Here is a 16,847-nt window from a genome sequence, read left to right as displayed (position 1 = left end):
GACGGTTGGCAGGGGGGTGGAACATTCCCGTCAAATAGGGCTATAGATCGATCACCGCTATCTGTATTTACGGCCCGCGGGGCCGGGAGGAGAGACCAATGGAACGACCAGCGAATCAGCGGGGACGTATTGGTCGGCGAACACTGCTGAAAACGGCGGCGGTCGTAGCGAGTAGCAGTCTCACGACCGGGATCGGTAGCGTGTCAGCATCAGAGTCACAACGGGTCCACGCAGGGGGCTCGAGCGAGATTGGTGACGGGGCGGTGACGGCGTACGCAACAACGACGTCGGACGGCACTCTCTCGTCACTTGGCGTCCACTTTGATGACGCCGCGATCGATGCACTAGGTGAAGAAGAGGTGGCAGTCCCGCTTGCGTTCCCATCAGAGACGGCCAATGGTGACGCCCTCGATCTCCATCAGTTCACCTTCGCGCAGGTTAACTACCTGCCAGACGGCCATTGGCCAGAAGGGGTCTACGACGTGCCCCACGTAGATACTCAGTTCTTCATGCGTGACCAATCAACCGTCACAGGGATCAAAGAGCGGCCGGCGACCTATTCGATTCCAGCGGCCCGGATGCCCACGGATCACATCCGTCCGCCAGCAATCGACACGACCGACGACGGAGAACCCGATACACCACTCGTTGAGGCAGGACGAGGTGAGCCGATCGCCGACCCGAATGCAACAGAGCACCAAGAGGACGGAGAGTTCACGCAGACGCATATCTACGGAGCAGCTGAACCCGACGGTGATGGGAAAGGAGAAATCATCCTGTTCGAGCCGATGGTTGCCCTCGATTATGTAAAGCAACTCGACACGGTCGTGGACGCCTCATTGAAGACACCGAACGAGTACTTCACTGCCGACGAGTACCCTACGTCGTACGTGGTGCAACCCGACAACGATAATGGCGTCTCCATTCGGCTCACTGATTTCGAGTCATTCCCGGGGACAGCAGTCGTGGGGCCAGTACCGTCACGTCGCCGGTGACGGTACCATCGTTATTTTGTTCACCGGTTCAGTAGACTGATCTCGATAACTACCGTGAGATCGATCGCTGACCTGTTACCAACACAACTCGTACTGAGCATTTGACGATCGATAAAACGAAAGATGGGGTTCGGTTGTGGTAGTGGCGGTAGTCACTCATCCATCAGCTGCTGGGTGAGAGCGGTATCCTCGTAGCCGGTGAATTCCGTCACTTTCCCGTTTTCCATGTCCATGACGTGGACGCAAGGAACCTCGAAGGTGTCTCCGTCTACTGGCATCGTACGGTGTTTGCCTTCCATTACGAGGGTGTCTCCGCCATCGATAACCCGATCGACGACGACTTCGAATCCTTCGAACTGCTCGTCGAGCGGTGCAAACACGTTCTCCATCACGTCGTCCGTCCCACTGTACGTCCCGCTGGCAAGCGGTGATCCCTCCGGTTCGGTCCACGTAATGTCGTCAGCGAATCCAGCTAGGCAGGTCTCGAGATCGCCCCGATTGAATGCCTCGTACAGTTCTTTGACGATTTCGGCGTTGGTTTTCTCTGTTGTTGCCATCGTTTCCCCCGTGCGTGAGATCCATTCCTAGGGAGAAATAGCTATCACATATCCAATAAGAAGGTTTGAATAGAGACAGTGACCACTATGTCACACATTCGTTGCTATCAGTGGGACTTATCTGCTGATAGCTTTCCGGAGAACCACAGAAGATGATCCACCTGTTTGATATGACCTAAAGCGCGATTTCGCCTTATCGCTGGAGCGGTCATTTGTTCAACGGCAGTGGCCCATTCTCGCATAGGGGGAACAGTAATCGAAGTCGATCCAGCGGACTACGCTCAGGACTACGACGCTCGAGAACAAGCACAGAAAGAATCGACGGTCGACATCACGGTTGTTCACACTGCGTAGCGTGCGGTGGAATGGCTGTTCGCGACCGTGCTGACTGATTCGCCGAACGCCACAGCGTCCAGCACACGATCGAACGGATGTTCTGTCACTACGGCAAAGGCAAACTGTCCGGCCACGACCGCGAACTGGCCGGCGTGCGGTTACACCGGGGTCGAGTTCAAGCAACAGCAGATTCGGGCCGTCGACGAACCCCCCACCCGGCCCTACTAGTTACCGGTGCACCGCGTGTGGACACTGGTAACGTGAGGGGAGATATGGTTCTACCACTGTGATGAGAACGTTCTCACCGCGGAGGGCGAAAGCCCAAGAATCCCGCTTCTCCGAGAAAGGCCACTAAGGGCTGTCTGAACGAACCGTGACCGTTCCCTCTCCGCTGACAGTGACTGCGTATCCGGCGTACTCAAATTCGACGGTGGCCACCGTACTATCGTCCCGGGAAGATAACAGATCGTTCAACGCTTCCGGATCGATCGTCTCGTAGAGCGGTGGCAGATCAACAGGATCGACGCCCTCAGCTTCGGCGACGGCAAAAACGATCGCGTAGACGGGAGTGTTCTCGGTATCGGCGTCCCAGTCTGCAGTGATAGCTGAAGTCACGGCCGTTGAAGAGTCATCTGCATTGATCAGTGTGTTCATTGTTGTCACATCCAATTTTCCCGGTCACGCCATAAAAGGATTCCCCAATTTTGATAGATTCCACATGATCCTTTACATTGATGGGGATCCGATACCAGTGTTCTTAAGCCGATGATGGTAATGACATCATATATGTATGATCTGACTGGGTTCCAGCGTGACCTGCTGTACACTGCTGCTGGCCTGGAGGAACCGCACGGATTGGCGTTGAAAGAGGAACTGGAAGAGTACTACGAGAAGGAGATCCATCACGGCCGACTGTATCCCAATCTCGACACGCTCGTCGACAAAGGATTAGTCGAGAAAGGAAAGGCCGACCGACGCACCAACGTCTACTCGGTGACACGGCGCGGCACCAGAGAGCTCGAGGCCCGGCGGGATTGGGAAGACCAGTACGTGGAAGACCGCTTCGCGGAGTAAATAACAGTAGCTGGGACTGCAGCTTCTTTTTCGGAGTCGGGCATAGAATTCCAGTTCAGTACGGATACGGCAGTTACCAGAACGACGATCTAGATCGGCTGAACGTTCTATCTGGTTCCACGGTCACCGTCTGAAACCGAGTTGACCGGAACAAAGACAACGGAGGTGCGTGTCGTGGTAGGCATGGCACAAACCGTCACTGAACTTCGAAATGAAATCAGGGTGGCCGTAGGGCGATTTGAGCGAGAGGAATCGGCAGCGTTCACGAAAGAGGACCTAGCTGCAATTTGTGATGCGGTAGGGTATGAGATCGATACGAGCGGACGCTTGCCACCCAAAGCGGAAATGAGGGCAGGAATTTTGTGGAAGATCGGTGCGTTAGAAGATGACAATGCGGAGGAGGCGCCGTCGTCGTTCCGAAAAGATGAGCTGAAAGCGATCGAAACGGCTGTGCAGTAGGCTTGGAGATCGTAGCAACAGGATGAGGTGAGTGTTACACTGGAATTCGGTAGACCATTCGACGCATCGTACTCCGAGGCATCACCCGTGCTCTCGAGAGTATTCGCTTCGGTACGGCGAGGTGATGTGCACTAGCTGTAATTGCCGCGTAGGCACTACTGAAGAGACAGGAGTGACCACTCAGGCAGAGGCAAATTTGAAGCACTCTCGATGCTAATTGACGCTCTCGCTGGTTATACTGATACTGACGAGGACCCGCCAGCTACCGCGCTTCACGTCTTCGTACCTGATCCAGAAGCTGAAAAGTTAGCTGCTGATCTTCGGGACGAGGAGTACGGATCTCACGAAGTGCCTGACAAATATATTGTGTGTCAAAGGGAGGCTACGGCTAGCTAAATCTCGTAAGAGGAAGGCTTCTCTGATCCGGATCAAGTCGAAAGCCTCCGTGAGTGTCTCCGAGAATCATTCCAAGGAACGTAGCCAAATCAGCGGTGGACTTTAGAGAGACGACAGTCAGATTGGAGGTGCACCTGCGGACTAACGCCGCAGCGAGACGCTCGCTCCCGTCTGCGCTCAGCTCACGAAGGTTGCACAATATTCGCACAATCCTTATGCCGATACGATCCCTCTCTCGAGGTAGTAACATGGCCAACTCGATGGCGGAACAACTACAGCAGGATATGGAGTGTGAAGGGCTGTTGGAGTGTATCCATGGGCTCAAGCAACTCGACAAGGAGTGCTTTCGCGTGCTGGTCGAGAGCGAGAAAGCGCTGACGATCGACGAGGTCGCCGAGCAGGTCGACCGGGAGCGCTCGACCGCGTACCGCTCGATCCAGCGGCTGCTCCAGAGCGGCTTCATCCAGAAAGAGCAGATCAACTACGACCAGGGCGGCTACTACCACGTCTACTATCNCCGACGGACCCCACGCAGATCGCGAACGACATGCAGCGGATGTTAAACGACTGGTACGCGAAGATGGGGCAACTCATCCAGGAGTTCGAGGACAAGTACGAACACGCCGAGGCCGACACCGAAATTCCCGCCCAGAGCTAACCGTCTAGCGCCCGCTCCTCACGCTCTTCGAATCGTTCTCGCGCTCTCGATACCGATCTTCTCGCCTACGTTCGCCGAATCCAAAGACGGTGACCCACCAGTAGTTGGGACGACGACTTCGTTATTGAGACGTGACCGCGAAACTCACGTTCAGTATCGGGTATTCACTGAGCAGATTGTCTATTCCGGCCCCCGTTTTACACCGAGAGTTGTAGAAGAGATGAGAAGCTCAGCTATGGCTCGCGAAACTGGATCGCCCTCCCGAGAAGAGATTGAAGAACGGATTCAACAGGTTGGAAAGTACTCTCGCGCAGTTCGTACGGGGCTAGTGATTATTCTGAGCGCATTTCTGTTGGCCATTGGCGTTGTTCTACCTGCGAATCTCGAGAGTCCCTCACGGGCGATCGAGTCGATACTCATGCCGCTCACGTTCGTCGGATTAGGCACCATCTTGTACGGAATTGGGATGCATCTTCACCTGATGCACTTGAACCTCGTTCGTCAGTTACAGCCCGAATCGACGGACGACCAGACGTCAGTTCCCGAGTCAGACGAGCAATGAGTGTACGCAGTTCGGACGCGTACGTCCTATCGAGAACAGCAGTTTCTATACTGCTAACCGAAAACCCGAACGAGGGGCCCAACGTCCGCTGGATACCCTGTGAAGTCTACCGATTCGGTCGTGACCGACCGGTGTCAGGGCGGAATACCGTAGGTGTCGTCGTCGAGATCGATCATGTAGACGTTATCCATCCGATCGATCTCGTCGATGCGAGCGACGTCGTCGGCCTCGAGTTCCCACTCGAAGAGATCGAGGTTCTGGCGGAGATGCTCCGCCGACGTCGACTTCGGCACCACGACCACGTCCTTTTGGACCGCCCACTTCAGGGCGACCTGCGCGGGAGTCTTCTCGTAGGCGTCGCCGATATCGTTCAGTACCGGGTCGTCGAACAGTTCTGTTCTGGCCAGCGGCGCGGCCGCCTCGACGACGATGTCGTTCTCCTGGCAGTACTCGAGTAACTCCTCCCGGTAATACCACGGGTGGAGTTCGATCTGGTTGACCGCGATCGGCACGTCCGCGACCTGCTGGGCGAACATGAGCTGATACCGACTGAAGTTGCTCACGCCGACGTTTCGAATCAGTCCCTCCTCGTGGGCGCGCTCGAGCGCGTTGAACGTCTCCCGCAGCGAAATCGCCGGGTTCGGCCAGTGGATGAGATACAGGTCCAGATAGGACGTGCCGAGTTTCTCGAGGGAGGCCTCAAGGGACTCGAAGACGTCGTCGTAATGCAGGTTCGACGGAAGCACCTTCGAGGTGAGGAACACGTCCTCGCGGTCGTGCTCGGCGAGCACCTCGCCGATCTCGGCCTCGTTTTTGTACCCTTCCGCCGTGTCGACGTGCGTGTAGCCGATCTCGAGTGCGGTGTCGACCGACTCTTTGACGGCGTCGCCGCCGACGTCCCACGTGCCGGCGCCGACGATCGGAATTTCGTCGCCGCTCGGAAGCGATTGAGTTGGTACTGAATCCATAGAAGTCACGACTGGCCGTTGCCTATCGAGACACAAAATAGCTACGAACCAGGGGAATGTCGCGGATTCGACGGCTGTACGGCTAAAACGGGGAACGGAATGGCGCGTGCTCACGCGTGTTCTCTCGAGGAGGTCCGCGTGTGCGAGGCGTCGAAAAAGCGTGCGGCGCCTCGGCGGACTCCGTCGCTCCGTCTTCCGGCACCAGGATGAATTCCTCGTCTTCGACGGCCACCCCGAGACGTCACTCGAGGGAGTCTCCAACAAGGATTTTACGCGAGGTGCGGATCACTATCCTATGACACGAGAACGGGCCGGGAGAGACCGAGCGAGGCTGTTGGCGACGCTGCGACTGCAGTACCCGGATGCACTCGCCGAGAGCGGCTTTCGGTTGCTCCACCCGGAGACGGGCGAGCCGTACACGGACGACCGCCGACATCTCGTCGCGACCTGCCGTTCGATCGCGAACTTCTCGGCTGGTGCCGTGGTGGACGGTCCCGAGTGGTGCGTCGATGCGGCCGAACACGGACTCGAGTTCCTTCGGGAAGCACACTGTGCTGCCGACGGCGGCTACCACCTCGTCGTCGACGACGACGGCGAGCCGATCGATCGAACGCGGTCGGCGTACGGACACGCCTTCGTACTGCTCGCGTACGCCCGCGCGGCGGCTGCCGGTCTCGACGGTGCCCTCGAGGACCTCCGAGCGACCCACGCCCTGCTCGAGAAGCGCTTCCGCGACGATGTCGGGTTGCTCCGCAGTGATTGCAATCCCGACTGGACGGAACGGGAAGCGTATCGAGGCCAAAACGCCAACATGCATGCGTGCGAGGCGTACATCGCGGCCTACGAAGCGACGGGCGAGAGCCGGTACTACGATCGCGCGAACCACATCGCCGAGAAAATTACCGGCGACCTCGCGACGGCGACGGACGGACTCCTGTGGGAACACTACACCGACGAGTGGACGCACGATTTCGCCTACAACGAAGACGAGCCACGCCACCAGTTCCGACCACCGGGCTACCAGCCCGGACACCACCTCGAGTGGGCGAAATTCCTCGGACTGCTCGAGCGCTATGGGTACGAGGACGAGAGCGTAGCCGCGACGGAGGGGCAGTACGATCGCGCGAGGGAGTTGTTCGATGCTGCCGTCGATCTCGGTTGGGCCGGCGACGGATTCGTCTACACCGTCGACCGCGACGGCGAACCGATCGTCGCCGACCGCTACGGCTGGGCTCTCGCGGAGGCGCTTGGTGCCGCAGCGACGCTCGCCGAACGCGCGGATTTCCACGGCGACGACGAAGAGCGGGACCGATTCCGCGACTGGGAACGACGGCTCACCGACTGCGCGGCCGCGTATCGCGGTCCCGCCGGACTCTGGTACGAGAAGCGGCTGTCGCCGGAAGACGGCGGCGATCCGATCGGACCGGAGCCGCCGGGCGTCGAACCCGACTATCACCCCGCGAGTGCGTACTACGAGCGGTGGCGGTCCGCGCGGAAACTGAACGACCGTGCGTAATGCCACGTCGATCGAGGTCGATCTGAAGGGCGATGACATCGTGACTCGGCTCACTGAGGACGGAGAAACGATAGTCCAATCAGAGACGGGAGCTGTCGAATCGGCAGGCGGGACGAGTCACGATGCAGTACTCATGGATGCTGAGACGGCGCTCACCGAACGCGGGTTTAGTGTCGAGATCCTCGAACAGGATGGGAGCGAACAGCCCGACGCCACCGCGACCCACCCAAACCACGACGTCGTTTTCAACATCGAGGCCGAGACGACGACACCTGACCGGCCTGCGAAAGTCCTGCAGAACCTCAAACGGGCCCACGAGGCAGACCGGATACCACTCTTTATCGTCCGTCCTGGTGACCCTGAGACGCAGTAGGTGACGCGAATCGAGAATATTGACGAGGACGTCGAGCACTTCACGGACCGCTATGGTGCTGGAACGCTCATCGCTGCGTTACGGGGTGCAGGTCTACACTTCACGGGGAAGACGACCCAACGAATGGTCGCGACTGATATCGACGTTCGCGAAACCGAAGCGATGATGATCATCTACGCGCTCGAGCCAGCGCTGACTGTTGGCCGGACGCATGATCCATTCTTCGAGCATCTATTACCAGATGTCCACGATCTGATGGACCGTTCTTCCCAGGACGAGGGAGAGGGGGACTCAATAGAGTCAGATTCCCACGAGTAAGGACGTTGAATGAGCTGGGAGATTTACTCACCGATAGTTAGCAGTACGTGGAGCTTGTAGTACAATATAATATGTCAAGGAGTACTCGAGACCCAGAGGTCGTACGCGTCTCGCAGAAGGGACAGGCAACGATCCCAAAAACGCTCCGAGAGGAGTTCGGGATCGACACCCCTGGAGAGGTGTTCATTTACGAGGAAGACGAGCGGATCATCGTCGAACCAATCCCGTCACTCGAAGAGTTAGGCGGGATTCACGCTGACACCGACCGCGAGCGTGGCGACGCGCTCGACCGGGTTCGCGAACTGAAACATGAGGAACGCCGGCGTGAAGAGTCCCGTGCTGACCGACTCCAACCGGCTGACTCGGAGGATGAATGAGCGACCGGTACGTCTTTGACACCGAAGCGATCATCGCATACCTCTACGACGAGCCAGTCGTGTTCAGTGCAGCATCTGTATTGACCACAACCCAGTCAGAATATATCACTTGCTGAGGATTTCAACAGAGTCAGCTCAGCCGATGAGTCCTCGCTCAAGGTCTGCATGGAGGACAACATTTTCTGGACCGACATCCTGACGATCAACCCAGGATTCGAGTTCAAAGTCGCCATCGTCAGCGACGTCCCCTTCCCGAGTCAGGGCTCGTCCGCCCCGGAGCTGTCGGAGTTCTGATCCCGATACACGGGAAGGCTGCGTCGCAGTGACCGGCCGCGACGCGCCCGCCCCGCACGCCGTCGGGTCGCCTCAAGCGGCCGGGAGCGCCCACTGCCACGCCGATCTGAGGACGACGACGCCGAACGGGCCGCCCCACCCGGCGGCGGCCGCCCCGACGGAGGGAGCGTAGTAGGCGAGAGCCGCCACGGCGGCGACGCCACAGGCTCCGACCACAGCCGCCACCCCGGCCACGCGTCGGTCGAGTGGGCCGAACGCCGTCGTCTCGACGGGGAGTTCCAACGCCTCGACAGCCCGGTCATACTCCCGGAGGTGCGCGACGCTGAGGTCGTACTCCCCCACAAAGGGGGTGAGCGAGAACGTCCGAGTATCACAGGCGCGGTCGACGAACTCTCCCTCACACAGTTCGGCGTCCCGGAGGTCGTCAACGGGGATCGTCCACTGAACCGCCTCGGTGAGGTCGTCGTACGCGACCACCGCATCGTCGCGGCGCTGGTACACCAGCGTACCGTGAGTGAGGGCGTACTCGATCGCTTTCAGCCCGCCGATGATGGCTGGCAGGAGGCCGAAACAGACCACCATGGCAGCGACCGGCCCTGTCGATCCGCTGGTGAGCCCAACCCACGCGAAGAGGTACACCGGGCCGCTGCCGATTGCGGACTTCGCGCCCCGCCAGAACGCGGCGCCGCGGACGGCACGCCGGTCCGGACGGACCTCAGCCGTCGGCGACGCATCCGGAGCCGCTACAGGCGGGAGCGTCCCCACCCCCTTGTCGGTGGTGGACGACTGCCCGGCGCGGTAGTCCCCCCACTCCGCGAATAGCTTCACCGTGACGAACGCGACCAGCGCGCCGGTCGGACCACCGGTGGCCGCGAACCAGAGCAGCACCATGGCTACCCCGGCCTCGTTCTTCGCGCTTCTGATCACGTCCCGAGGGGTGCTCGTCTCGTAGCGCCGCTTGCGGAAGTACTCGCGGTTGATGACGCCGACTTGAGAGACAATCAGGGAGACGGCGCTCGCCGCCACCATCGGATCGGCGAGCGTCGCCGGCACGTCGATGAAACGGCTCAGTACGGCGAGGTATATCCCGAGGAGCGCCACGCCAGCCCCGAACGCTTGCAAGACGAACGGGAAGTTCCGGGGGTAGATCGGTGGGAGCGAGTCGACGACCGTGACGCTCCCACGCCGGCGGTTGAGGTCGCTCGGTCCGACGGAGACCCCGCCTAACTCGTCGGACTTGAGCGGGTTATCCTCCTGTGGGCGCTCCAGCTCGTCGTAGTTCGGCGGGCGGCGCGCGAATAATGCCTTCAACCCGGCGAACGGGACAGCGACGACCAATTCCATCGCGTAGACGACCGCGAACGTCTGTGCGCTCCACCCGAGGTGGAACACGCCGACCAGCGGGACGACGTTCGCCGCGACTGTCACCAGAAACACGGCAGATGAATCGTTCGATGGTGGCTTCATAGATCCATCATCTGTAGTTTGAGCACGTCCAGTTCAATCTCGGCCATGTTCAACCAGCTTCCCTTCTTGAGATAACATGAATATCCTACCTATATCGCTCGACGAAAGCGATCGCTCCAGGATACGTCCAAGTCGATCCAGATATCGCTTTTACCGTTGCGACGATGATGTACACCAATGTAAGAAATATTGCAATCAATAGGACGATTATCAGGAGGAATCCGACGAGCCCAAACACGATATCGAGCGGGGCTGGGAGCAAAGAAACCTCAGTTGTTTCTCCTAGGACAGTGATCTCATCGGCGCCGAGAAAGAACATCACAAGGGCGACAATCATGAGTACGGACACGGTAACGTTCCAATTGATGGTGTGACGGGCGTTCGTCCGTGTGAACTCGTTATCTGAAACAGCGTACTGGATTAGGGGACCGAGAAATCCAGTAAACAGTCCAAGCAGGTGGACGAGGATGCCACCGATAGAGCGTTCATCGGACAGTTCAGGGTCAGATGGAGTTGCTGTGAATGTCATGGATGTGGTAATCTGTGATCTGCAGGTTTTTTCAGTTCTCCCTTCATGTAGAATTTATATCATTATGGGTATAAGTACCTTTGGTCTGGAAGACATGCGCCTTATTCCCTGCAAGATGATATGGATACCATCTACAATTGATAGGTGTCTCAAGGTCAGTTCACATGTGTAGTGATCGAATCGGCCAATCCAGTTTCAAGACCACTTCTAAATAAAGAAACTAAAGCACTATTGATAACTCTGAGTTGAACTGGTCGTTCGCTCGAGACAGTTTGTCGCCCCCAGGAAGGGTTCGGGGGCTCGACTGAAGCCCACGCAGAAAGCCATGCGAACAATTGATGGAGCAACAGCGTCTCTAAACGCAGAGACGACTCTGTTCCTAGAGCGAGGTATCGCCAGATGACCAACCACAATACGTGTCGGATGCCGAGTTGTTCAGCACCCACTCGCGACCAGACTGGATACGCTGGCCGGTTCTGCTCGGACAGCTGTGAGGTTCGGTACGAACACTTGCAGGCGGACGCTCGAGACGCGGCTCAGGAGGCCAGATCCTGATGCTCGAGCAAATTGACCATCGTGCCAAGCGGTTCACGATCGATGACGACGATGTCGCCGATGACGAGAGCATCGATCGCTGTCGTTGGGCAGTCGCCCTCGAACGGCAGGCCCAGCGAGAGCGCCGCGAACTCGAGCGTGCGAAGGCAGTCGCGGGTCCAGCCGGTGCAAATTCCGACGTCGAGGTGCTCGACCGATAACGCCAGACAAACCTGATTCACAGGATGTCCCTGAGTTTGACCGTGCTCTCGGTGTTAACGATCTGGTTCCTGACTCAGCGTACGGTGATCAGAGGTATCACCTAGAACGTAGCACCGTGGATGACGGACAGATTCCCGTCGCCGATCTGCAAGCGACACTCCTTGGCCGAACAGACGCTGAGAGAGAGTTGTGTTCTCTTCTGTAGTTCTACAGAAGCGCGACTGGTCTTAACCAACGTATCCGAGGGACAATCCCGAATCGTTGGTTAAGTCTCTCGAAGTCTGAGCCCCGCTTCACTACCTGGCTGCTACCGTCAGTGAGTCTGTCGGCACCGTGAGACGCGAGGCGCGCTCGTAGAGTGTGCCCTCGTTGAACTGACTCACGAGCACGTAGGAGCTGTTGTCGTCACTCTCTAGGTGTGGGGGACGAAACGCACGCAGTACATCGCTGTCGACGACATCGGCGAGCAGTTCCAGAAGCGGCACTTCGACGCACGGCTGGGCTGGCACGAGACCACCGTCCCTCGACAGACCGTTCGCGACGAACTCATCACCCAGGTCACTCGGTCGGGAACCACGCCAGCAGACACGCGAGGGGGAGCAGCCAGCGAGCCAGACACGTTCATAGTGAAGCCAGTTCGAGAGCTCCAGACATCATAGCGGCTATGATTAACCAACATTCCCGGCCGATACCGACACAGTGTTGGTTAACTCTGGGGCTGGATCCACTCCCTCAGCCCCGCCTACCGCCCTATCCTCGAGTGAGTCAATCCTGGCAGCCGGTCGGCTCTAAGGGTCGTGCGACGGGTTTTATCGAGCTGTTGTCCGTCGAGAGCCAGTATGGTCGTCGTCGAGGAAGTCACCCGATTGAGCGAGCGTCGCACCCAAACCTCGTCCGAGGCGTTTCCGGACGACGAACTGGCGTCGATTCGGTCGGCCATCGAGACTGTCCCGCCTAGCGTCTTCGACGAGTCAACGAAACACACGGAGGTCGGCGGGTTCGATGCCGCGATTGCCGACGGCCTCCTACAGTACGAGTTCGAGGGGGACGCCGCAGGTGGCTACAACCCGAACTGCAAGCTCTGGTCGCATCTGGGGTTCAACTACAGCGTCGACCTCTACGACGCCGACGTCCGCATCGCCATTGAGGTGGAGAAGAGCGAGCGGAAGAACGTCAGTGACGACCTCCTCAAGTTCCAGAAAGGCTACCGGACGCAGAAGGACGGCCGGCCGAAGATCGAGTTCGGCTGCCTCATCGTACCGGTGAACTACCTCGGACGACACAACCTCTACCAGCACAGCCTGACCAAGCTCGACTTCATGAAGGGCGTCCTGTTCATCGACGATGTCGCCGTCATCGGCTATCGCGACCCGCGACCGGACTGACGCTGTCCGCGCTGACTGTTTATCGGCGCCGGGAGGCGTGCAGCGCGCGATAGCGTGCGCGGCGTGATTCACCATGGATAGTCCCGATCCTCACGACGACACGAGTGCCGACCACGAACAACTCGAGACCGAATTCCTCGCACAGGACCGCGACGCCGCGAGCGTCGCGACGGCGGACATCGACGACACGACGGCCCGTAGCCTAGTCGACAACCTCATCGACGCGGACGTCGTCACACCCGTTCCCGAAGATCGCGTCCTCGTTCACGAGCCGAGTGGCACTACCTTCGACTCGTCGACGCAGCTGGCCGTCTTCCACCGTGGCTGGACGGCCGGCCGCGACGCCGACGCGGAGGCCGAGTGATGCAGCAGACGCTCACGGGGTGTGCGTTCTGCGACGCCCCACCCGGCACCGAGGCTGGCGAGACGCATGCCTGGGGCGAAGACAAGCGGGTCACGCACTCCATCTGCGTCGACTGCGCGAGTCCAGACGGAACCGGATCCCGACGAGCGCGATCACTACGCCTGCGACGGCTGTGGGCTTGTCGTCGACGCCCTCGCAGCGTCGCCGGCGCGTCGCGCCGGCTGCCAGCGGGACCGGAGGTCCCGCCCGGCTAACGCGCTTCCGCGTCGAACTCGGCCATCTCGAAGGCCCGTTGCAGCTGTGCGAGCGGTGTAGCCCGGGCGGGCTCGCGACGTACTGGATGCGGGACCTCCAGAAGCACCTCGTCAGAACGCCGGTGGAGTGACCCAAACACTCTTTACTGTTTCGCTGTAAACTGTAATCAAGAACAGCCCGTGTCACGCACCTCAAATCGCGCCGACGGCGACATCGTCCGCGACTTCCTCTCGGTCGCGGACCTGCTGGAGGAACCACAGCTAGCCCAGCTGTACGCCTACCTCGCTCGTGAGGGTGAGGCCACCGTCCAGGACGTAATGGACGACCTCGAGCTTGCACAGGGGACAGCCTACAGCTACGTCAACCGACTCGTCGACGCCGGCGTCGTCAAGGTCACCGACGATGAGCAGCCCCGGCGGTACGCCGCCCGCGCAATCAACCTGACCGTGACGACGGCCGTCGGCGACCGCGAGTACACGATCACGCCGGCACTGATCGACGCCGTCGGCCGCCGCGAGACGAACGCCGACATCGACACCTACATCGACCGCCACGGCGTCGCCGGGCTCGCGACGGCGCTCACCTACGCCGTCGCCCGCGAACGCGGCGAGGTGACCCACCGCCTGATGGCAGAGGATCTCGATATCTCGCCGCTGGCCGCGGAGATGATCCTCCAGGCGCTCCGGCCCGTCGTCCACGAGCACTACGATACCGAGGCGGCAGGGGCGTCGCTCGACGAAGTGGACATCAACAACGGCGACGCAGCTGACGACGCGTGAGAACGCTCCACGTCGCCGATACCGGCCTGTTCGTCGCGATGGGACAGCCGTCGAATAGCCGGTACAAGGCTGTCTGCCGATTCGCCCGCCGGAACGACATTACCTTCGTCCTTCCAGAGCGGGTGTACGAAGAGTTGACTGTCAACGACCCCGACGTCGAGGCAACGCCCGTCGACGCCGCGATCGACGAAGGGTGGACGACAGTCGCGGCGCCGCTCGAGTTTTCCGAGCCCATCGTCTCGCGGACGATGGATGGTGTCCAGCGATACATCGCGAACGTCGACAACCGGCCCGCAGACGAGGTCGAGCGAGCCGACGCCGCGCTCGCGGCGCTGGCTGCCCAGCATCTCAGCGCGGGGACGGTGAGCGAGGTGTATATCTATACGACCGATATCGCGGCCGGTGAGGGAGCCGAAACTGTCCTTGCTAGCGAGGGCTACGGTGACTCGGTGACGTTCGTGAACGGCTTCCGGTTCATTCAAGATCTTCTCTCGAGCGATAGCTGACGTTACTAGGGCTCCAAATCGTGAGCGTCAAGTTCGGCCGTTGGAGCTCCTACGGCGATGACATCGGCCATCGTGCGTGCGTCGCAACGACTGTTCGTAGGTGCTCGAGGACATCGTCCCACTGAGATATGTGGGAACTTTCCGCGATTGACGCCCGAGTAGGACGCCTCGAGCTTCCCGTAGATGTGCCGGACGAACCCCTCGAGTCGATCGACCACTCGCCAGATCGTCCGGTAGGAGTAGTCCGTTTTCTGGGTTGTGTCCTTCGGTGAGTCTATTCACTGATACAAGTGGGATCCGATCGAGAGCAGCGAAAATTCGACCACTTTACCACTCCTCTCACAATGAGTGAGTATCTTACCCTTCGATACGGGTGGCGCAACAGCCCCCTGAACCGTCGGTCTACGCAAGAAGTGCTTAACTAGACGGTGCCAAGAGACTGCTTGTGAAGTTACTCGAGACGATCGTGAATGTTGAGCTGTGTCGCTTAGCCGTCACTCTCGCCCTCGACGAATCGCAGCCGATCCCAGTCAACGCCTTGTGACGACCGAAAGCCAATACTCATTTCGTCCGCGATGCCGTCCGTCACACTTGTGCTAACGGTGCCGAGTACGGTACCGTCGAGGTCTTTGACCCGGAATCCAACCCCTTTAGAACTGTCAGCAACAAATTGACAGTCAACAGTTCTATCGACCAAATTTGGAAGTCTCGTGTTCTTATCAAGAATTACAACATCATTCTCTGTCTCTCGAGCAATCCGAATTCCACCGTTCGGGTCAACAATAAGCCGCCACCCAGTGGTTTCTGTGGCCCACACGTTGTCCTCCATTCCGAGAAGGATCCAGGGCTGGGAGGTGTTCGAGTTAGGACGCATAAGTACCGAAACCACGCGGCCGTCTTCGGGATAGTTCGGTAGCCCCTGACCAGGGAAAGAACGAATATTCGAGTCGCCGTTTTGCCGAATACCCTGACTCGAGTCCTCGTGTAAGGCCGCGCTCGAGGAGACGCCAATATTGCCGGTTCCGTCACGTGTCCATGGACCCAGCTGACCGCCGCTATCGTAGTTCTCGAAGTCGTCGATTATCAGCGTAGCCGGATTGACGGATTCATCACTCTCGTTGCCGGAGTCGTCATCATCTAAGTCGCTTGGTTCGCTGGCTGGTTCAGTTTCGTTTTCAGTGTCGTCCTCGTTGTTCTCGTCAGTCGCATTGTTTTGTTCGGGGCTCTCTTCACTTTCGTCGTCCATTGGTTCGATAAGGCCTCCACACCCAGCCAGTGTAACTGAAAGCGCCGTTCCGGCACCTTCAAGTATTGCGCGTCGTCGCATAGGTAGGTATTCTCTAAGGTTCGAATAATAGTACCGAATATCGGAGTGTATGGATAGAAAATTGGTTACGAAATTACACTTGGGACAGTACTTCTTATGCTCTTCAGTAACGTCAGGAGGCACTCGAGCGTCGTGATCAGTCTTCGAATCCCGAGATGAGGCGGGTGCTGCTGACGGTGACTCGATCTGGGGTCGTGCAGGACGGTTCGTCGGAGATGACAACTGGGGCCCATCCCAGAGCACTCTGACAGGTTCATCGACTACCCGAATGTCGGTGAGTGTAGTCTCATTTCGATTAGGGAATGAGATGAAATATTCGTATGTACTAATAAATATAGATATTACACAAGTTGATGGCGATTGCAGTCGGGTCAGTGAGTGTGGTTCAACAGAAACTCCTGACAGCGGTCATGGTCGTAGCGCTCGTTGCAACAGGGATGACGGCCTCGGTGGGGGCGGTCACGGCGCCGTCGGCCGAGACGACGACCTCAATCAGCGAGTCGACGACGGTGACGGTGACGAACGTCGTCGATGGCGACACAATCGACATCGAATACCAGAACGGGTCGACCGATACCGTTCGACTACTGGGTGTC

19 protein-coding genes and 5 pseudogenes are annotated in these 16,847 nt (G+C 58.9%); 17 read left to right on the top strand and 7 right to left on the bottom strand.

Annotated elements, in window-relative coordinates; genetic code table 11:
• Positions 1-263 precede the first annotated feature (263 nt).
• Positions 264-995 carry a hypothetical protein gene (locus tag C477_RS01105; RefSeq protein WP_008892577.1) on the top strand — a complete coding sequence of 244 codons (732 nt, stop codon included), beginning with the start codon at positions 264-266 and terminating at the stop codon, positions 993-995.
• A gap of 152 nt (positions 996-1,147) precedes the next feature.
• Here the strand turns inward: C477_RS01105 and C477_RS01100 are convergent, their stop codons facing one another.
• A complete protein-coding gene (locus tag C477_RS01100) occupies positions 1,148-1,552 on the bottom strand; it encodes a nuclear transport factor 2 family protein (RefSeq protein WP_008892576.1) in 405 nt (134 codons plus the stop codon).
• A 360-nt stretch (positions 1,553-1,912) separates the two neighbouring features.
• Here C477_RS01100 and C477_RS24885 point away from each other — a divergent pair, with 360 nt between their 5' ends.
• Positions 1,913-2,116 (top strand): hypothetical protein, encoded by a 204-nt coding sequence (locus C477_RS24885; RefSeq protein WP_152423240.1) that lies wholly within the window; start codon positions 1,913-1,915, stop codon positions 2,114-2,116.
• 123 nt (positions 2,117-2,239) lie between these two features.
• Here the strand turns inward: C477_RS24885 and C477_RS01095 are convergent, their stop codons facing one another.
• Positions 2,240-2,542 carry a HalOD1 output domain-containing protein gene (locus tag C477_RS01095; RefSeq protein ID WP_008892575.1) on the bottom strand — a complete coding sequence of 101 codons (303 nt, stop codon included), beginning with the start codon at positions 2,540-2,542 and terminating at the stop codon, positions 2,240-2,242.
• Positions 2,543-2,674: 132 nt separating this feature from the next.
• Between C477_RS01095 and C477_RS01090 the strand changes: the two genes are divergently transcribed.
• The 3 genes and pseudogenes from C477_RS01090 (at position 2,675) to C477_RS01080 (ending at position 4,475) form a co-directional block, all read left to right on the top strand.
• Entirely contained in the window at positions 2,675-2,962 is a 288-nt protein-coding gene (locus C477_RS01090; RefSeq protein ID WP_049914095.1) for a PadR family transcriptional regulator, read from the top strand.
• 183 nt (positions 2,963-3,145) lie between these two features.
• Positions 3,146-3,421, top strand: coding sequence for a hypothetical protein (locus C477_RS01085; protein WP_049914088.1), 276 nt, complete (start codon positions 3,146-3,148; stop codon positions 3,419-3,421).
• Positions 3,422-4,065: 644 nt separating this feature from the next.
• A pseudogene (locus C477_RS01080) lies at positions 4,066-4,475 on the top strand (helix-turn-helix domain-containing protein).
• Between the two features lie 696 nt (positions 4,476-5,171).
• Here the strand turns inward: C477_RS01080 and C477_RS01070 are convergent.
• Positions 5,172-6,005: an aldo/keto reductase gene (locus C477_RS01070; protein ID WP_008892571.1), complete on the bottom strand. Its 834-nt coding sequence runs from the start codon at positions 6,003-6,005 to the stop codon at positions 5,172-5,174.
• Positions 6,006-6,300: 295 nt separating this feature from the next.
• Between C477_RS01070 and C477_RS01065 the strand changes: the two genes are divergently transcribed.
• The 5 genes and pseudogenes from C477_RS01065 (at position 6,301) to C477_RS24670 (ending at position 8,883) form a co-directional block, all read left to right on the top strand.
• Positions 6,301-7,521 carry an AGE family epimerase/isomerase gene (locus C477_RS01065; RefSeq protein ID WP_049914094.1) on the top strand — a complete coding sequence of 407 codons (1,221 nt, stop codon included), beginning with the start codon at positions 6,301-6,303 and terminating at the stop codon, positions 7,519-7,521.
• A gap of 10 nt (positions 7,522-7,531) precedes the next feature.
• Positions 7,532-7,891, top strand: a pseudogene (locus C477_RS01060) (hypothetical protein); the annotation flags it as partial.
• A 12-nt stretch (positions 7,892-7,903) separates the two neighbouring features.
• Positions 7,904-8,212: pseudogene (locus C477_RS01055) on the top strand (DUF7437 domain-containing protein); the annotation flags it as partial.
• A gap of 71 nt (positions 8,213-8,283) precedes the next feature.
• Positions 8,284-8,589 (top strand): AbrB/MazE/SpoVT family DNA-binding domain-containing protein, encoded by a 306-nt coding sequence (locus C477_RS22720; RefSeq protein ID WP_008892567.1) that lies wholly within the window; start codon positions 8,284-8,286, stop codon positions 8,587-8,589.
• A 165-nt stretch (positions 8,590-8,754) separates the two neighbouring features.
• Positions 8,755-8,883: a hypothetical protein gene (locus C477_RS24670; protein WP_275040452.1), complete on the top strand. Its 129-nt coding sequence runs from the start codon at positions 8,755-8,757 to the stop codon at positions 8,881-8,883.
• Positions 8,884-8,955: 72 nt separating this feature from the next.
• On the opposite strand, the gene C477_RS01050 is transcribed toward C477_RS24670, so the two are convergent.
• Together C477_RS01050 and C477_RS01045 are read right to left on the bottom strand one after the other, a co-directional pair.
• Positions 8,956-10,350 (bottom strand): DUF6498-containing protein, encoded by a 1,395-nt coding sequence (locus C477_RS01050; RefSeq protein WP_193366246.1) that lies wholly within the window; start codon positions 10,348-10,350, stop codon positions 8,956-8,958.
• 85 nt (positions 10,351-10,435) lie between these two features.
• Positions 10,436-10,879 carry a DUF4870 domain-containing protein gene (locus C477_RS01045; protein ID WP_049914085.1) on the bottom strand — a complete coding sequence of 148 codons (444 nt, stop codon included), beginning with the start codon at positions 10,877-10,879 and terminating at the stop codon, positions 10,436-10,438.
• Between the two features lie 554 nt (positions 10,880-11,433).
• Between C477_RS01045 and C477_RS24425 the strand changes: the two genes are divergently transcribed.
• The 7 genes and pseudogenes from C477_RS24425 to C477_RS01015 all read left to right on the top strand — a co-directional run bounded on the left by C477_RS24425 (position 11,434) and on the right by C477_RS01015 (position 14,924).
• Positions 11,434-11,634, top strand: a complete 201-nt coding sequence (locus C477_RS24425) for a hypothetical protein (RefSeq protein ID WP_083870221.1) — start codon at positions 11,434-11,436, stop codon at positions 11,632-11,634.
• Positions 11,635-11,982: 348 nt separating this feature from the next.
• Positions 11,983-12,294, top strand: a pseudogene (locus tag C477_RS01035) (hypothetical protein); the annotation flags it as partial.
• Between the two features lie 180 nt (positions 12,295-12,474).
• The gene (locus C477_RS01030) at positions 12,475-13,020 is read left to right on the top strand and encodes a hypothetical protein (RefSeq protein ID WP_008892563.1); all 546 of its coding nucleotides are present in this window, start codon (positions 12,475-12,477) and stop codon (positions 13,018-13,020) included.
• Between the two features lie 73 nt (positions 13,021-13,093).
• Positions 13,094-13,384 carry a hypothetical protein gene (locus C477_RS01025; RefSeq protein WP_008892562.1) on the top strand — a complete coding sequence of 97 codons (291 nt, stop codon included), beginning with the start codon at positions 13,094-13,096 and terminating at the stop codon, positions 13,382-13,384.
• Positions 13,384-13,769 (top strand): annotated as a pseudogene (locus C477_RS24420) (DUF7558 family protein). The gene C477_RS01025 and the pseudogene C477_RS24420 overlap by 1 nt, the downstream one beginning before the upstream one ends.
• A 49-nt stretch (positions 13,770-13,818) precedes the next feature.
• Complete coding sequence (locus tag C477_RS01020) at positions 13,819-14,418, top strand: DUF7437 domain-containing protein (RefSeq protein ID WP_008892561.1); 600 nt, start codon at positions 13,819-13,821, stop codon at positions 14,416-14,418.
• Positions 14,415-14,924: a hypothetical protein gene (locus C477_RS01015; RefSeq protein ID WP_008892560.1), complete on the top strand. Its 510-nt coding sequence runs from the start codon at positions 14,415-14,417 to the stop codon at positions 14,922-14,924. The genes C477_RS01020 and C477_RS01015 overlap by 4 nt, the downstream gene beginning before the upstream one ends.
• A 487-nt stretch (positions 14,925-15,411) precedes the next feature.
• Here the strand turns inward: C477_RS01015 and C477_RS01010 are convergent, their stop codons facing one another.
• Both C477_RS01010 and C477_RS24345 read right to left on the bottom strand, forming a co-directional pair.
• Positions 15,412-16,170, bottom strand: a complete 759-nt coding sequence (locus C477_RS01010; RefSeq protein ID WP_008892559.1) for a hypothetical protein — start codon at positions 16,168-16,170, stop codon at positions 15,412-15,414.
• Between the two features lie 466 nt (positions 16,171-16,636).
• The coding region (locus C477_RS24345) for a hypothetical protein (protein WP_204366217.1) at positions 16,637-16,847 on the bottom strand (211 nt) is incomplete at its 5' end.

The organism is Haloterrigena salina JCM 13891, assembly GCF_000337495.1.
In the GTDB taxonomy this organism is placed as follows: domain Archaea; phylum Halobacteriota; class Halobacteria; order Halobacteriales; family Natrialbaceae; genus Haloterrigena; species Haloterrigena salina.
This window is presented reverse-complemented; position numbering and strand designations above follow the sequence as displayed.

Bases quoted from the DNA above. Each gene is read 5' to 3' on its own strand.
- C477_RS01100 (WP_008892576.1), bottom strand. From the start codon at position 1,552: ATGGCAACAACAGAGAAAACCAACGCCGAAATCGTCAAAGAACTGTAC.
- C477_RS01095 (WP_008892575.1), bottom strand. From the start codon at position 2,542: ATGAACACACTGATCAATGCAGATGACTCTTCAACGGCCGTGACTTCA.
- C477_RS01090 (WP_049914095.1), top strand. From the start codon at position 2,675: ATGTATGATCTGACTGGGTTCCAGCGTGACCTGCTGTACACTGCTGCT.
- C477_RS01085 (WP_049914088.1), top strand. From the start codon at position 3,146: ATGGCACAAACCGTCACTGAACTTCGAAATGAAATCAGGGTGGCCGTA.
- C477_RS01070 (WP_008892571.1), bottom strand. From the start codon at position 6,005: ATGGATTCAGTACCAACTCAATCGCTTCCGAGCGGCGACGAAATTCCG.
- C477_RS01065 (WP_049914094.1), top strand. From the start codon at position 6,301: ATGACACGAGAACGGGCCGGGAGAGACCGAGCGAGGCTGTTGGCGACG.
- C477_RS22720 (WP_008892567.1), top strand. From the start codon at position 8,284: ATGTCAAGGAGTACTCGAGACCCAGAGGTCGTACGCGTCTCGCAGAAG.
- C477_RS24670 (WP_275040452.1), top strand. From the start codon at position 8,755: ATGGAGGACAACATTTTCTGGACCGACATCCTGACGATCAACCCAGGA.
- C477_RS01050 (WP_193366246.1), bottom strand. From the start codon at position 10,350: ATGAAGCCACCATCGAACGATTCATCTGCCGTGTTTCTGGTGACAGTC.
- C477_RS01045 (WP_049914085.1), bottom strand. From the start codon at position 10,879: ATGACATTCACAGCAACTCCATCTGACCCTGAACTGTCCGATGAACGC.
- C477_RS24425 (WP_083870221.1), top strand. From the start codon at position 11,434: ATGCTCGAGCAAATTGACCATCGTGCCAAGCGGTTCACGATCGATGAC.
- C477_RS01030 (WP_008892563.1), top strand. From the start codon at position 12,475: ATGGTCGTCGTCGAGGAAGTCACCCGATTGAGCGAGCGTCGCACCCAA.
- C477_RS01025 (WP_008892562.1), top strand. From the start codon at position 13,094: ATGGATAGTCCCGATCCTCACGACGACACGAGTGCCGACCACGAACAA.
- C477_RS01010 (WP_008892559.1), bottom strand. From the start codon at position 16,170: ATGGACGACGAAAGTGAAGAGAGCCCCGAACAAAACAATGCGACTGAC.